This window comes from Burkholderia sp. WAC0059 (assembly GCF_002870125.1).
Classification (GTDB): Bacteria; Pseudomonadota; Gammaproteobacteria; order Burkholderiales; family Burkholderiaceae; genus Paraburkholderia.
Genome location: NZ_PNEO01000021.1, coordinates 54,571 through 69,143 on the forward strand (window position 1 = coordinate 54,571; position 14,573 = coordinate 69,143).

The 14,573-nt window shown below is 71.6% G+C and carries 15 protein-coding genes; 9 read left to right on the forward strand and 6 right to left on the reverse strand.

Annotated elements, in window-relative coordinates; translation table 11 throughout:
- Genes CY652_RS19730 through CY652_RS19740 form a run of 3 tightly spaced genes read left to right on the forward strand, consistent with a single transcriptional unit; the run spans nucleotide 1 to nucleotide 3,195 of the window.
- Nucleotides 1-1,062: an ABC transporter ATP-binding protein gene (locus tag CY652_RS19730; RefSeq protein ID WP_102132405.1), complete on the forward strand. Its 1,062-nt coding sequence runs from the start codon at nucleotides 1-3 to the stop codon at nucleotides 1,060-1,062.
- The gene (locus tag CY652_RS19735; protein WP_102132406.1) at nucleotides 1,059-2,054 is read left to right on the forward strand and encodes a peptide ABC transporter ATP-binding protein; all 996 of its coding nucleotides are present in this window, start codon (nucleotides 1,059-1,061) and stop codon (nucleotides 2,052-2,054) included. The genes CY652_RS19730 and CY652_RS19735 overlap by 4 nt, the downstream gene beginning before the upstream one ends.
- Nucleotides 2,047-3,195 carry a TraB/GumN family protein gene (locus tag CY652_RS19740; RefSeq protein ID WP_102132407.1) on the forward strand — a complete coding sequence of 383 codons (1,149 nt, stop codon included), beginning with the start codon at nucleotides 2,047-2,049 and terminating at the stop codon, nucleotides 3,193-3,195. The genes CY652_RS19735 and CY652_RS19740 overlap by 8 nt, the downstream gene beginning before the upstream one ends.
- Nucleotides 3,196-3,295: 100 nt before the next feature.
- Here the strand turns inward: CY652_RS19740 and pxpA are convergent, their stop codons facing one another.
- The 4 genes from pxpA to CY652_RS19760 form a co-directional block, all read right to left on the reverse strand.
- Complete coding sequence (gene pxpA / locus CY652_RS19745) at nucleotides 3,296-4,048, reverse strand: 5-oxoprolinase subunit PxpA (RefSeq protein WP_102132408.1); 753 nt, start codon at nucleotides 4,046-4,048, stop codon at nucleotides 3,296-3,298.
- 70 nt (nucleotides 4,049-4,118) lie between these two features.
- Entirely contained in the window at nucleotides 4,119-5,186 is a 1,068-nt protein-coding gene (locus tag CY652_RS19750; RefSeq protein ID WP_102132409.1) for a biotin-dependent carboxyltransferase family protein, read from the reverse strand.
- A complete protein-coding gene (pxpB, locus tag CY652_RS19755; protein WP_102132410.1) occupies nucleotides 5,183-5,836 on the reverse strand; it encodes a 5-oxoprolinase subunit PxpB in 654 nt (217 codons plus the stop codon). Before pxpB ends, CY652_RS19750 begins: the two co-directional genes overlap by 4 nt.
- A gap of 139 nt (nucleotides 5,837-5,975) precedes the next feature.
- Complete coding sequence (locus CY652_RS19760; protein WP_374703680.1) at nucleotides 5,976-6,602, reverse strand: 5-formyltetrahydrofolate cyclo-ligase; 627 nt, start codon at nucleotides 6,600-6,602, stop codon at nucleotides 5,976-5,978.
- A 20-nt stretch (nucleotides 6,603-6,622) separates the two neighbouring features.
- Here CY652_RS19760 and CY652_RS19765 point away from each other — a divergent pair, with 20 nt between their 5' ends.
- The 4 genes from CY652_RS19765 (at nucleotide 6,623) to CY652_RS19780 (ending at nucleotide 11,620) form a co-directional block, all read left to right on the forward strand.
- Nucleotides 6,623-8,599: a lytic transglycosylase domain-containing protein gene (locus tag CY652_RS19765; protein WP_102132411.1), complete on the forward strand. Its 1,977-nt coding sequence runs from the start codon at nucleotides 6,623-6,625 to the stop codon at nucleotides 8,597-8,599.
- Between the two features lie 110 nt (nucleotides 8,600-8,709).
- Entirely contained in the window at nucleotides 8,710-9,666 is a 957-nt protein-coding gene (locus CY652_RS19770; RefSeq protein ID WP_102132412.1) for a complex I NDUFA9 subunit family protein, read from the forward strand.
- Nucleotides 9,667-9,737: 71 nt separating this feature from the next.
- Nucleotides 9,738-10,382, forward strand: a complete 645-nt coding sequence (locus CY652_RS19775) for a glutathione S-transferase family protein (protein WP_102132413.1) — start codon at nucleotides 9,738-9,740, stop codon at nucleotides 10,380-10,382.
- Nucleotides 10,379-11,620, forward strand: coding sequence for a multifunctional CCA addition/repair protein (locus tag CY652_RS19780; protein WP_102132414.1), 1,242 nt, complete (start codon nucleotides 10,379-10,381; stop codon nucleotides 11,618-11,620). The genes CY652_RS19775 and CY652_RS19780 overlap by 4 nt, the downstream gene beginning before the upstream one ends.
- 97 nt (nucleotides 11,621-11,717) lie before the next feature.
- Here the strand turns inward: CY652_RS19780 and CY652_RS19785 are convergent, their stop codons facing one another.
- Both CY652_RS19785 and CY652_RS19790 read right to left on the reverse strand, forming a co-directional pair.
- On the reverse strand, nucleotides 11,718-11,912 hold the full coding sequence (locus CY652_RS19785; protein ID WP_102132415.1) for a DUF2905 domain-containing protein: 195 nt from the start codon (nucleotides 11,910-11,912) through the stop codon (nucleotides 11,718-11,720).
- 16 nt (nucleotides 11,913-11,928) lie between these two features.
- Nucleotides 11,929-13,137: a class I SAM-dependent methyltransferase gene (locus CY652_RS19790; RefSeq protein WP_102132457.1), complete on the reverse strand. Its 1,209-nt coding sequence runs from the start codon at nucleotides 13,135-13,137 to the stop codon at nucleotides 11,929-11,931.
- A gap of 13 nt (nucleotides 13,138-13,150) precedes the next feature.
- Here CY652_RS19790 and CY652_RS19795 point away from each other — a divergent pair, with 13 nt between their 5' ends.
- Nucleotides 13,151-13,990 (forward strand): SDR family oxidoreductase, encoded by an 840-nt coding sequence (locus CY652_RS19795; RefSeq protein ID WP_102132416.1) that lies wholly within the window; start codon nucleotides 13,151-13,153, stop codon nucleotides 13,988-13,990.
- Nucleotides 13,991-14,175: 185 nt separating this feature from the next.
- Complete coding sequence (locus CY652_RS19800; protein ID WP_102132417.1) at nucleotides 14,176-14,571, forward strand: dihydroneopterin aldolase; 396 nt, start codon at nucleotides 14,176-14,178, stop codon at nucleotides 14,569-14,571.
- Nucleotides 14,572-14,573 lie beyond the last annotated feature (2 nt).

Sequence of the window (14,573 nt, forward strand, 5' to 3'; positions counted from 1 at the left end):
ATGGACGCGCTCCTCGCCATCCGCAATCTTTCGGTGGAGTTCGACGGACTCAGGGCCGTGGACCGCATCGACCTGACGGTCGCGCCGGGCGAGGTGCTCGGCATCGTCGGCGAATCGGGCTCGGGCAAGAGCGTCGCGATGATGGCCGTCATGGGCCTCGTCGACGCGCCGGGCAAGGTCAGCGCCGACGCCATCCGCTTCGACGGCCAGGACCTGCTGAACGCGACGGCGAAGGCGCGCCGGCGCATCGTCGGCAAGGACGTCGCGATGGTGTTCCAGGACGCGCTGACGAGCCTGAACCCGAGCTACACCGTCGGCTACCAGATTCGGGAAGTGCTGAAGCAGCACGAGGGGCTGCGCGGCGCGGCGCTCGCGCAGCGCGCGCTCGAACTGCTCGACCAGGTGGGCATTCCCGACGCGAAAAATCGCGTCGAATCGTTTCCCCACCAGCTCTCGGGCGGCATGAACCAGCGCGTGATGATCGCGATGGCCGTCGCCTGCAACCCGAAGCTGCTGATCGCCGACGAGCCGACCACGGCGCTCGACGTGACGATCCAGGCGCAGATCATGGAGCTGCTGCTGCGCCTGCAGAAGGAGCGCGGCATGGCGCTCGTGCTGATCTCGCACGACCTCGCGGTGGTTTCGGAGATCGCGCAGCGCGTCGCCGTGATGTACGCGGGCGAGATCATCGAGACGAACCGCGTGCCGGACATCTTTGCGCGTCCCCATCATCCGTACACGGAGGCGCTGCTCGCGGCGATTCCCGAGCACAACGCGGGCGCGGCGCGTCTCGCCGCGCTGCCCGGCATGGTGCCGGGCCGGGACGACCGGCCGCGCGGATGCCTGTTCGCGCCGCGCTGCGGCTATGCCGTCGAGGCCTGCGGCCGCGCGCGGCCCGCGCTGGCGCCGGTCCCGCCGGCCGGCGCGCCGGCCGCGAAATTTGTCGCCGAATCCGTGGCCGAATCTGCTGCTGCTGCCAACGCCAACGCGCGCGTTCGCTGCATCAAGCCGCTGAACGTCGCAGCGGTTTCCGCGGCCACCCTGACCGGAGACGCGCGATGAGCGAGACGCCTCCCTCCGCTCCGGTGCTCGTCGCAGAGAATCTGAAGAAGCACTACGGCGTGCGGCGCGGCCTGTTCGGGCACGGCACGATCAAGGCGCTGAACGGCGTCTCGTTCTCGCTCGAACGCGGCCGCACGCTCGCCGTGGTCGGCGAATCGGGCTGCGGCAAATCGACGCTCGCCCGGCAGCTCACGATGATCGAGCCGCCCACGGCGGGGCGCCTCGTGATCGACGGCGAGGACGTCGCCGGCGCCGGCCGCCGGCGCGTCGCCGCGCTGCGCCGGCGCGTGCAGATGGTGTTCCAGAACCCGTACGCGTCGCTCAATCCGCGCAAGACCATCGGCGAGACGCTCGGCGAACCGCTCGCCATCAACACGCGGCTCACCGCCGCCGAGCGGGCCGACCGCGTCGCGCAGTTGATGCGCGTCGTCGGCCTGCGGCCCGAGCATGCGCAGCGCTATCCGCACATGTTCTCGGGCGGCCAGCGCCAGCGCGTCGCGATCGCGCGCGCGATGATCCTCGACCCGCAGATCGTCGTGGCCGACGAGCCCGTGTCGGCGCTCGACGTCTCGATCCAGGCGCAGATCCTGAACCTCTTCATGGATCTGCAGGCGCAGTTCCGCACGAGCTACGTGTTCGTCTCGCACAACCTCGCGGTGGTCCGGCACGTCGCCGACGACGTGATGGTGATGTACCTCGGCGGCGTCGCCGAACTCGGCAGGAAGGAAGCCGTCTGCGAGCGGCCGCTGCATCCGTACACGCGCTCGCTGCTCTCGGCGACGCCGGCGCTCTTCGAGGCCGACCGGCACGTGAAGATCCGGCTCGAGGGCGAACTGCCGTCGCCGCTCGATCCGCCTTCGGGCTGTACGTTCCACCAGCGCTGTCCGTACGCCGTCGAACGCTGCCGCAACGAGGCGCCGATACTTCGCGAAGTTCACGGGCGTCAGGTATCCTGCCATCGTGCAGAGGAGGTGGGGGAATCGGATGCCTGAAGCGACGGCGGCGCGTCGTTTTACGCGCCGCCAGCTTAACGGCGGCCGCCATGCCGCCGCATCCGCGTGGCGCGCGTGGATGCGCGCCGGCATCGGCGCCGCGCTCGCGCTCGCCGTCGCGCTCGGCGGGTTGACGATGCCGGTTGCCGAGGCGGCCGGCGCGGCGGCCAACACCGAGAACGCCGCCTTCCCGCCGGGCAGTCTTGCGTCGTCGGACGGCGGCGGGCTGCCCGGCTTCCACTCGCCGCCGCCCACGTCGAGCTACGCGTCGGGCACCACCGCGGGCGGCCCGGTCCGCACGCGTCCGGCCCAGATGCCGTTCTACGTCGCCACGCGCGGCACCACGACCATCTACGTGCTCGGCACGCTGCACGTCGGCGATCCGGCCGACTATCCGCCGGGCCAGCCGTTCCGGCGGCCCATTCTCGCCGCGCTCGACGCCTCGCCGATTCTCGCGCTGGAACTCTCGCCCGACGATCTGCTCGTTTCGCAGGACGACGTGTCGAAGTACGGCGTATGCCGCCGCCCGTGCCTGCAGCAGGCGCTGCCCGGCCCGCTCTGGCAGCGCCTCGTCGCGCGGATGCGCGGCAACCCCGAGGCGCTGGCCGAAATCCGCCAGATGCGGCCGTGGCTCGCTTCGCTGATGGTGGAAACCTACGATTCGCTGAGCGCCGGCTTGCAGACGGAATACGGCACCGAGGCGCAGCTTCAAAACGTTTTCCTGAAGCTCAAGGGGCGGCGCATCGTCGGGCTCGAAACGCTCGCGGAGCAGATGCGCGCGTTCACGAACCTCACGCTCGCGCAGCAGCGCGAGATGCTGGCTCAGGACCTCGCGCAGACGCCCGCGCAGAACGTGGCCGACGTCGAGGCGCTGCTGCGGCTCTGGCGGCTCGGCGACGCCGACGCGATCGCGGCGTGGGAGGCCGCGCGCTCCGAGCGGCTTGCGCAGAACCTGCGGGTCTCCGAATCGATCGACGACCGGATTCTCTACCGCCGCAACCGCCGCTTCGTCTCTCGCATGGTGGCGATCGCCGCGCCGAACCGGCCCGTCTTCGTCGCGATCGGCGCGCTGCACCTGGGTGGCCGGCGGGGTGTGCTGGCGCTGCTCGGCGAGCGCGGCTTCGTCGTCGTGCCGGGGTGAGGGCGGGGAAAACGACCGTCGGGTTGGGGTGAGGGCGAGGGAAAGCCGTCGGAACGGGACGGTCTGGTTGGGGCAAATCGGTCGGGGCGGTTCAGATGGCTCAGACGGCTCGGGTCCCGGCGGCCCGCACCTCGATGCCGGCCTCGTCGAGCGCCGCGCGGATGCGGCGCGCGAACGCGAGCGCGTGCGGTCCGTCGCCGTGCAGGCAGACCGTCTGCGCGTTGATCGACACCCACCGGCCGTCGATGGCCTCGACGCGCCGCTCGCGGATCATCGCGAGCGTGCGCGCGAGCACGAGATCCTCGTCGTCGACGAGCGCGCCGGACTCGCTGCGCGGCACGAGCGAGCCGTCCGCGCGATAGCCGCGATCCGCGAACACCTCCTCGACGGCGGCGAGCCCGGCTTCGCGCGCCGCCTCGACGAGCAGGCTGCCCGCGAGCGCGAACACGGCCACCGAAGGATCGAAGTCGTGCACGGCCGCGACGATCGCGCGGGCGATCGTCGCGTCGCGCGCCGCCTGGTTGTAGAGCGCCCCGTGCGGCTTCACGTGTGCGATGCGCCCGCCTTCGGCCAGCGCGATCGCCGAGAGCGCGCCGAGCTGGTAGAGCACGCCCGCGTAGATCTCGTCCGCCGGCAGGTGCATTTCCCTGCGGCCGAAGTGTTCCGGATCGTTGAAGCTCGGGTGCGCGCCGATCGAGACGCCTTTTTCCACGGCCCAGCGCACGCATTCGCGCATCGCGTTCGCGCCGCCGGCGTGCCAGCCGCAGGCGACGTTCGCGGAGCTGACGAGGTCGAGCAGGGCCTCGTCGGCGCCGCAGCCTTCGCCGAGATCGGCGTTCAGGTCGATGGTCATGATGTTCGTCCTCTCCTTCGCGCGGACCGCGCGATCACGCTCACGCAGGGTCGCGCGCGGTTACACGCCATCACGAACCGGCCGACGCCGCGCGGCGGCGCGCCTCGTGTTCGTCGCGCATCGCGATGGCGACGTCGATCTGCCGAAGATACGCCCGTTCTTCCTCGCGCGCGTGGCGCGCCTCGGCCGGCGTGGTCCGCACGAAACGCAGGCCGCCGTTCAGGCGCGCCTGGGCCAGCTTCCAGAGGTCGGCCTCGACGACCACGCCGATTTTCGGGTAGCCGCCCGTCGTCTGCGCATCGCGCATCAGCACGATGGGCTGGCCCTCGGGCGGCACCTGGATCGTGCCGGGCAGCACCGCGTGCGAGAGGAGTTCGACCGGGCGCGCGCGTTCGAGCGCCGTGCCGGAGAGGCGGTAGCCCATGCGATTGCTGTTCGGGGTGACGAGCCATTCGTCGGACCAGAGCGCCCGTTGCGCCTCCGGCGTGAAGCTCGCGTATTCCGGGCCGGGCAGCACGCGCACCGGCATCGCCCACGGCATGCCGCCCGGATGCCGGCCGCGCCGGTGATGCGGTTCGTCGATCTGCGCGAACGCGCACCAGGCCGGCGCCTTCACGCCGAAGGCCGGCGCGTCGGGCGCGAGGCACGCGCGCGCGCGTGCCGGCACGCCGGTCGGCAGGTGATCGCCGTCTTTCAGCGCGCGGCCGTCGAGGCCGCCGAAGCCCGCCGAAAGATCGGTGCTGCGCGAGCCGAGCACGGCCGGCACGTCGATGCCGCCCGCCACGCAGACGTAGCCGCGCATGCCGTATCTGGCCGGCTGCAACGTCAGTTCGTCGCCGGCCCGCACCGGCAGGCTCCACCACGACCAGACCGGCTCGGCGTAGCCCGGTGCGCCGAGCATGGCGCCGAAGTCGGTGCCCGCGATCGCGATGCGCGTCGGCTTCGAAAAGCGCAGCGCGAGCGGGCCGAGCGTCACTTCTAGCGCCGCCGCGCCGGGCGCGTTGCCGACGAGCCGGTTGCCGGCTTCGAGCGCGAGCGCGTCGAGCGCGCCGCCCAGCGCGACGCCGAGATGCCGGTAGCCCGGCCGGCCGGCGTCCTGCACCGTCGTCAGAAGACCCGCGCGGACGATCTCGATCATGCGTGGACACCCGCAATCGTGAAGCGCACGCGGTCGCCCGGCTGCAGCAGCGTGGGCGGATTATCCGACGGATCGAACAGCGCGCGCTGCGCGCGGCCGATCAATTGCCAGCCGCCGGGCGAAGCGGCCGGATAGATGCCGGTCTGCGCGCCGCCGATGCCGACCGAACCGGCCGGCACCGCAAGCCGCGGCTCGGCCCGGCGCGGCGTGTGCAGCGCTGCGTCGAGTCCGCCCAGATAGGCGAAGCCCGGCTGGAAGCCGAGGAAGAACACGACGTAGGCACCGGCCGCGTGACGCGCGATCACCTCGTTGGGACGCAGGCCAGTGTGCTTCGCGACCGTCTCGAGGTCCGGGCCGAACGCGCCGCCGTAGTCGACGGGAATCTCGACGTCGCGGCCGGCCGGCGGCGCGTCGGCCGCGTCCTGCCACGCGCCGGCGAGTTGGACCGCGAGCGCGTCGGCGTCGGTCGCGAGCGGGTCGAACGTGATCGTCAGGTTGTTCATGCCGGGCACGACTTCGTCGATGCGCGGCCAGGTCCGCGCCGCCGCGGCGACGGCCCAGACGCGGCGCTGGACGTCGAGCGTCGCGGGCGGCGGCACTTCGCAGACGAGGGCGCTTTCGCCCAGCGGGTAGATGCGCGGTGAGTTCATGGACGGACCGGAGGAGGGAGACGGGCGCCTTCGATGGAATCGGTTTGCGGGGTGGACCGATGCAACGACGATGGCAGCGATGGCGGTGGTTGCAGCGGGTGCGCGCGGGCGCACGATCCTGATGCCCGGACGACGGCCGTCATGCCTTCGGCGCGAGCATGGCCGACAGCCTCGCGCCGGACCGGCAGGCCGCTTCGGTCACGATGGCATCGAGCGGCAGGTCGTGGGCCTCGCGCGGCAGCGCGTCGAGCCGGCAGGCCTCGCAGGCGATGCCCACGGTCACGGGCGGCGCGTCGACTTCCGGCCAGGCCGCGAGCGTGCGGTCGTAATAGCCGCCGCCGTAGCCGAGCCGGTAGCACGCGTCGTCGAAGCCGACGCAGGGCACGAGCAGCAACCCGGGCGTGAGTGGTTGCGCGTCGGCCGGTTCGGGAATCCGGTGATGGCCTTCGCGCATCGCGGCGCCCGGCGTCCACGCATGAAATTCGAGCGGCGCATGGCGCGCCCGGATGACGGGCAGGGCGGCGCGCCGGGCCGCGTCGCCGGCGAGCCACGCGGCCACCCAGGCACGCGCGTCGAACTCGCCCGAAAGCGGCCAGTAAAAGCCGATGGAGCGCGGCGCAAGGCGCGCGATCAGCGCGTCGAGATGCGCCTCGATCGCCGCGCCGGTCGTGGCTTTCGCCATGGCCGCGAGACGCGTTTCGAGGAGCGTCGAACGCCCTGCTTTTTTGGATTCCGCAAGAGGGTTGCATGCTATGCTTGGGTCCACCTCGTGCTCCAGAAACAACGATGTTCACACGCCTTGTTCGAGTATATCGCGCGGCCGGTCTTGCGCTGGCTGCCGCGGCACTCGTCGCCTGCAGCACGGCGGACGCCGTGCGTCCCACGGACTACTCTCAAGCCGCCACCCTCACGCCCGACGACCAGACTTTCATCCAGCTTCGCGAGGCGGCGCGCGACAACGACGCGGCCCGCGCCGCGCAGCTCGCCGCGACGATCCCGGACTATCCGGCGCGCGCCTACGTCGAGTACTTCCAGATCAAGCCGCAGCTCTTCGATTCGCAGGGTCACGCGCGCGTCGACGCGCCCGACGCGCCCGTACTCGCGTTCCTGCGCGAGCACGACGGCGAGGCGATCGCGGACCGTCTGCGCAACGATTATCTGCTCGTGCTCGGCGCGCGCCACGACTGGGCCGACTTCGACCAGCAGTACGCGCGCTTCGTGCTGAACGACGATACCCAGGTGAAGTGCTACGCGCTCGAATCGCGCGCCTCGCACGGCGAGAACGTGGCCGACGCGGCACGCGCGCTGCTCGTCAATCCGCGCTATTACGGCGACGGCTGCGTCGACCTCGTCACGTCGCTCGGCCTGTCGGGCCAGTTCAGCGCCGACGACGTCTGGCAGCAGATCCGTCTCGCCTACGAGCAGGGCCAGGGCTCGACGGGCGGCAAGCTGCTCGACGCGCTCGGCCAGCAGCAGCCCGACCCCGGGCTCGTCAGCCTCGCCGTCGACACGCCGGCGCTCATGCTCGCGCACGGCGTCGGCGCCGACGCGCAGTCGCATCAGCTCGCGCTGCTCGCCATCACGAACATGGCGCGCAACGACCCGGCCATGGCGGCCGCGACGTTCGCGGCCGTGGCGCCGTCGCTGAGTTCGCCCGAGCGCGCCATCGGCTGGGGCACCATCGGCTACGAGGGCGCGCAGAAGCAGGTGCCGGGCGCGATCGACTGGTATCGGCTTTCGGCCGGCGCGCCGCTCTCGTACCCGGCCTACGAATGGCGCACGCGCGCGGCGCTGCTGGCCGGCGACTGGACGATGGTGCGCTGGTCGATCGAGCAGATGCCTTCCGGGCTGCGCGCGAAGCCGGCCTGGGTCTACTGGCACGCGCGCGCGCTCAAGGAGGCCGGCGACACGGCCGGGGCGAACCAGGAATTCGAACAGATCGCGCAGAACTTCGACTTCTACGGCCAGCTCGCCACCGAGGAGCTGGGCCGCAAGATCACCGTGCCGCCGACGACCGAGGTGAGCGACGCCGAGGTCGCCGCGGTCAGCGACACGCCCGGCTTCGCGCTGGCGCGCAAGTTCTACGCGATGAACCTGCGGCTCGAAGGCAACCGCGAATGGAACTGGCCGCTGCGCAACATGACCGACCGGCAACTGCTCGCGGTCGCCGAATACGCGCGGCGCATCCAGCTTTACGACCGCGTGGTCAACACGGCCGACCGCACGCAGACCGAGCACGACTTCTCGCTGCGCTACTTCGCGCCGTTCCGCGACATCGTGGAGCGCGACGCGCAGTCGACGGGGCTCGACGTCGAATGGGCCTACGGGCTGATGCGCCAGGAGTCGCGCTTCATCCTCAACGCGCGTTCGGGCGTCGGCGCGAGCGGCCTGATGCAGTTGATGCCGGGCACCGCACAGATGGTCGCGAGAAAGATCGGCCTCGGCCGGCTTTCGATCGATCAGATGAACAACATCGACACGAACATCCTGCTCGGCACCAACTATCTGTCGATGATCTACAATCAATTCGACGGTTCGGCCGTGCTCGCCACGGCGGGCTACAACGCCGGCCCGGGGCGTCCCCGCCAATGGCGCGCGGCGCTGCCGCGTCCGGTCGAAGGCGCGATATTCGCCGAGACCATTCCGTTCCAGGAAACCCGCGACTACGTGAAGAACGTGCTGTCGAACACGGTCTACTACGCGGCGCTGTTCGAGGGCCGTCCGCAGTCGCTGAAGGAACGGCTCGGCTACATCGAGCCGTAGGCGTCGCCGGCGGCTCCTGACCGGCGACGTTCGCGCCCGGCCCCGGGTTGCGGGCCGCGGCGCCCGGGTGCGCCTGCCTGTGCGCGCCGCCTGCACGAGGGAGTTGGAACATGCGCCATCAAACCATCGCGGTCGTCGGCGGCTCGGGATTCGTCGGCGGCCATCTCGTCAACGCGCTCGTCGAGGCCGGCAAGACCGTGCGCCTCGCCACCCGCCGCCGCAACCACGCGAGCCATCTCACGCTCCTGCCCATCGACGTGATCGAGGCCGACGTGTTCGACCCGGTCGCGCTCGCGGGCCTCGTCGAGGGCGCCGACGCCGTGATCAATCTCGTCGGCACGCTCGACGGCGGCCGCGGCACGCCCTACGGTCCGGGTTTCGCGAAGCTGCACGTCGAGCTGCCGACGAAGATCGTCGCCGCCTGCGAGGGCAAGGGCGTGCACCGGCTGATCCACGTGAGCGCGCTCGGCGCCGATTCGGGCGGCCCCAGCATGTACCTGCGCTCGAAGGGCGACGGCGAGAAGGCCGTGCATGCGTCGCCGTCGCTCGCGACGACGATCTTCCGCCCGTCGGTCGTGTTCGGTCCCGAGGACACGTTCCTCAACCGCTTCGCGCTGCTGCAGAAGGTCTTTCCGGTGATTCCGCTCGCCATGCCCGGCGCGAAGTTCCAGCCCGTCTACGTCGGCGACGTGGCGCGGGCGATCGTCAACGTGCTCGATCTCGACGCCGCGAGCGGCCGCACCTACGAGCTCGGCGGGCCGGGCGTCTACACGCTCGAGCAGCTCGTCGCCTGGTGCGGCGTCGCGATCGGCCGGCATGCCCGCATCGTGCACCTGCCCGACGCGCTCGCGCGGCTCCAGGCGCTCTCGTTCGAGCTGGCGCCCGGCGTGCCCGTGCTCACGCGCGACAATCTCGATTCGATGAAAGCCGACAGCGTGCTGAGCGGCCCGCTCGCGCCCGAACTGGACATCGAGCCCGCCAGCATCGAGACTATCGCGCCGGTGTATCTGGGCAACGTGTCGCTGCGCTCGCGGCTGAACGCCTTTCGCGCGAGCGCGGGCCGGTAGCGTTCGTCGCTCGGCCGGCGCGGCGCCGTCCTTTGTTTTCCATTCTCGCGGCCCGGCCGCGCCAGGCACAGATGAAACTCGTTATCGGAGACAAGAATTATTCGTCGTGGTCGATGCGCCCCTGGGTGCTGCTCGCGCATTTCGGCATCGCGTTCGAGGAAGCGGGGGTGGAGCTCGGTGAACCCGGCACGCGCGAGGCGATCCTCGCGCATTCGCCCTCGGGCACCGTGCCCTGCCTCGTGACCGACGAGGGGCAGGCCGTTTGGGATTCGCTCGCGATCGCCGAGACGCTGGCCGAGCGCTATCCGCAGCATGCGCTGTGGCCGCGCGAGGCGTCGGCCCGCGCCCACGCGCGCAGCGTGAGCGCCGAGATGCACGCGGGCTTTGCCGAGCTGCGCCGCCAGATGCCGATGAACCTGCGTACGTCCCAGCCGGGCCGGAGCGTGACGCCCGCCGCGCTGGCCGACCTCGCGCGCATCGACGCGATCTGGCGGGATTGTCTCGAGGCGAGCGGCGGGCCGTTCCTGTTCGGCGCGTTCGGCATTGCCGACGCGATGTACGCGCCCGTCGTGATGCGCGTGAACAGCTACCGGCCGGCGCTGTCGGCGGCGGCGCTTGCCTACGGCGCGCGCATCACCGCGCTGCCGGCCGTGGCCGCCTGGATCGACGGCGCGCGGCGCGAAACCCACCGCGCGCAACGTTACGAGGACGCATGAGAATCTATGTCGTAGGCGGCGCGATCCGCGACGAACTGCTCGGCCTGCCCGTGCGCGATCGCGACTACGTGGTGGTCGGCGCGACGCCGGAGCAGATGGTCGCGCAGGGCTATCGTCCCGTGGGCAAGGATTTCCCCGTGTTTCTGCATCCGCAGACGCACGAGGAGTACGCGCTCGCGCGCACCGAGCGCAAGGTGGCTGCCGGCTACCACGGCTTCCAGTTTTTCTACGCGCCCGACGTGACGCTCGAGGAGGACCTGGCGCGCCGCGACCTGACCGTCAACGCGATGGCGCGCGAGGCGTTGCCGGGCGGCGAGCCGGCCGGTCCCGTGATCGATCCGTTCGGCGGCGAGGCGGACCTGCGCGCGCGCGTGTTCCGCCACGTGGGCGACGCGTTCCTCGAAGACCCGGTGCGGATTCTGCGGCTCGCGCGCTTCGCCGCGCGCTTCGCCGATTTCACGGTCGCGCCCGAAACGCTCGCGCTGATGACGACGATGGTCGCCTCGGGCGAGGTCGACGCGCTCGTGCCCGAGCGCGTCTGGCAGGAGGTGTCGCGCGGCCTGATGGAGGCGAAGCCCTCGCGCATGGTCGAGGTGCTGCGCTCGTGCGGCGCGCTCGCGCGCGTGCTGCCCGAAGTCGACGAGCTCTTCGGCGTGCCGCAGCGCGCGGACTATCACCCGGAAATCGACACGGGCCGGCACGTGATGATGGCCGTCGATTACGCGGCGGCCCAGGGCTATGCGCTGCCGGTGCGCTTCGCGGCGCTCACCCACGACCTCGGCAAGGCGGATACGCCGCCCGACGTGCTGCCGCGCCACATCGGCCACGAGGGGCGCGGCGTGACGCGCCTCGGTCCGCTCTGCGAGCGGCTGCGCGTGCCGAACGACTGCCGCGATCTCGCGCTGCTCGTCGCGCGCGAGCACGGCAACGTGCATCACGTGATGGAGATGGGCGCGGCGGCGCTCGTGCGCATGCTCGAGCGTTGCGACGCGCTGCGCAAGCCCGCGCGCTTCGCCGAGGCCCTGCAGGCTTGCGAGGCCGATCTGCGCGGACGGCTCGGCTGGTCGCGCGAGCCGTATCCGCAGGCCGAACGGCTGCGCGTGGCGCTCGCGGCCGCGCGCGGTGTCGATGCCGGCGCGGTGGCGCGTGCGTGCGGCGGCGGGGCGGAGCGGATTCACGACGCGGTGCACGGCGCGCGCGTGGCGGCCGTCGAAGAGGCGCTGCGGGCGCAGGGTTAGGGCCTCTCTGCTCACGCTAAGGACGGGCTGGCTTGCGAACGGGCCCTTGCGGCCGGACGCGCGATGCCCCCCGACGGGCATCGGCGCGAACGAACCGCTAGAGCCAGCGCACGAGCAGCGACAGCAGCATCGAGAGCACGATCGTGGACATGAACGGCAGCGGATACGCGCGGCCGAACAGCCGCAGCGTGACGTCGCCGGGCAGCCGGCCGATGCCGACCTTGCGCAGCCACGGGGATGACCCCGAGAGGATCGCCACGGCGATGAAGGTGGCCAGGACCCAGCGGATCATGAGCGCTCGCGCCGGCTCATAGCGTGTGGGAGCGGTCGCCGCGCGCGAACGCGTCGAGCGTCGCGTCGATGCCGCGCGAGAACGCGATCACCTTGAAGAGCTCGCCCATCTCGGCCTCGGAGACGAGCTTCTGCACCGCGTTCGCGGCAGGCAGGAAGCGCAGCGGGTCGCTCGGGTCGAGGCCGGCGAGCGTCTCGGCGATGCCGGCGTTCATCAGGAAGCGGGCCTGCGACGTGTAGCCGAGCAGGTCCGCGCCCGTTTCGACGGCGGCCTCGGCGAGGCCGCTGAACTCGACGTGCGAGGTGATGTCCTGCAAGCCGGGGTAGAGGAACGGGTCGCCGTGCGCGCGGTGGCGGTAGTGGCACATCAGCGTGCCCTCGCTGCGCTGCGCGTGGTAGTACTCGCGGCGCGGAAAGCCGTAGTCGACGAAGAACGCCGCGCCGCGCCCGAGCATCGTGCAGACGGTGCGCACGAACGCGAGCGCCGCGTCGTGGGTTTCGGTCGCGTAGTCGTGGGGGCCCTCGATGCCGGCGAGCAGGCGGGCCGCGACGCCGCCGTCGCGCCCGGCGTCGAGCGGCTTGTCCGAGAACGCGAAGGGCGCATGCCCGTTCTCCGCCGCCGCGACGCCGCGCTCGTGCCAGAGCCCGTCGAGACGCGCGAACAGGCGCACGGGCATGGCGTCGAGCACTTCGTTGCCGAGCACCACGCCGTCGAACTTTTCGGGCAGCGCGTCGAGCCACTGCACGCGAGCGGCGAGGGCCGGCGCCTGCGCTTCGAGCGTCGCGCGCTGGCGCTCGCGCAACTCGCCCGACAGCTCGACGATCGCGTAGGACTCGGGCGCCGCGCCGGCCGCGTCGAGCGCCGCGAGCAGCCCCGCCGCGAGCTTGCCGGTCCCCGCCCCGAATTCCATGAGCCGGCGCGTGCCGCTTGCCGCGAGCGCCTGCGCCACGGGCCGCGCGAGCGTGGCGGCGAAGAACGGCGAGAGCTCCGGCGCGGTCACGAAGTCGCTGCCGTCGCCTTCGTGCCAGCCGAACTTGCGCGCGCCGCCGCTGTAATAGCCGAGTCCCGGCGCATAGAGCGCGCGCTCCATGTAGCGGTCGAACGGCAGCCAGCCGCCCGCCGCCGCGATTTCGGCGCGCAGCGTGGCGACGAGCGCCGCGGACTGCGCGAGCGCGGCCGGGCCCGGAACGGGTAAACTAGCGGGCTCGTGAGCTTTCGGATTCATCCCGGCATTGTAAATGAGCGCTCTCTCCGGCATCCAGCCTGTTCCCGGAGCCGATCCGGCCGGATCGGCGGGGGCCGCCGCGCGCGTGGCGCTGGTGACGGGCGGCGCGCGCCGGATCGGCCGCGCGCTCGCGCTGGGCTTTGCCGCGCGCGGCTGGGACGTGGCCGTGCATTTCGGCACGTCGCGCGACGAGGCGCACGAGGTGGTCGCGCGGATCACCGCGCTGGGCCGCCGCGCCTGCGCGCTGCACGCGGACCTAGCCGACGAGCGCGAGGCGGCGCGGCTCGTGCCGGACTGCATCGCCGCGCTCGGCCGGCCGGCGTGCGTGGTGAACAACGCCTCGCGCTTCGACGCGGACACGGCGCTCGACGTCGGCTACGAGCAACTGCTCGCGCTCATGGCCGTCAACGTGGGCGCACCGCTCGTGCTGGCGCGCGCGCTTTACGAGGCGACGCCCGAGGCCGCGCGCGAGAACGAGTCGCTGCGCGCCGTCGTCATCAACGTGCTGGACCAGAAGCTGTACAACATGAATCCGGACTATCTGTCGTACACGCTGACGAAGGCCGCGCTGCAGAACGCCACGGTCGCGCTCGCCCAGGCGCTCGCGCCGAAGGTGCGCGTGGTGGGGCTCGCGCCCGGCCTCACGCTGCAGTCGGGCGAGCAGACGCCCGAGGGCTTCGTCGCCGCGCATCGCGTTACGCCGCTGGGCCGCGCCTCGCGGCCCGGCGACATCGTGGACGCCGCGCTGTACCTGGCCGACGCGGCCGGCGTGACCGGCACGACGCTCGTCGTCGACGGCGGCCAGCACCTCGTGCCGCTCTCGCGCGACGTGATGTTTTTGACCGGCGCCTGAGCGTTGGCGCGCCGGACCGGGTCCGGACGACGCCCGCTTCCGGTCTGCTTGCGGATTGCGTCCGGGCTGCCTGCGGGCGGCTTCCGGACGCGCCGCACTTGAGACGAAACCTGATGAACCCCCGCGGCGTGCCCCCATGTGAGCGCACCCGCACGCCCGACACGCTTTTTTCGACTGGAACGAACATGCTCGCCGCCTTATCGCACCCCCGGCTCGCCGACTGCCGCCGGCTCTTCCTGCGCAACTACGAAGTGCGCATCAACATCGGCGTACACGACTTCGAGAAGCGCGGCGAGCAGCGGGTCGTCATCAACATCGACCTGTTCGTGCCGCTTTCGCTGTCGACGCCGCACGAGGACAAGCTGCGCGAGGTCGTCGACTACGACTTCATGCGCACGACCGTGGCCGAGCGCGTCGGGCAGGGCCACATTCACCTGCAGGAAACGCTCTGCGACGACCTCGTACGCGCGCTGCTCGCGCACGACCAGGTGCGCGCCGTGCGCGTTTCCACGGAGAAGCCCGACGTCTATCCGGACTGCGACGCCGTGGGCGTCGAGGTCTTTCGCATCAAGGAGGACTGAGT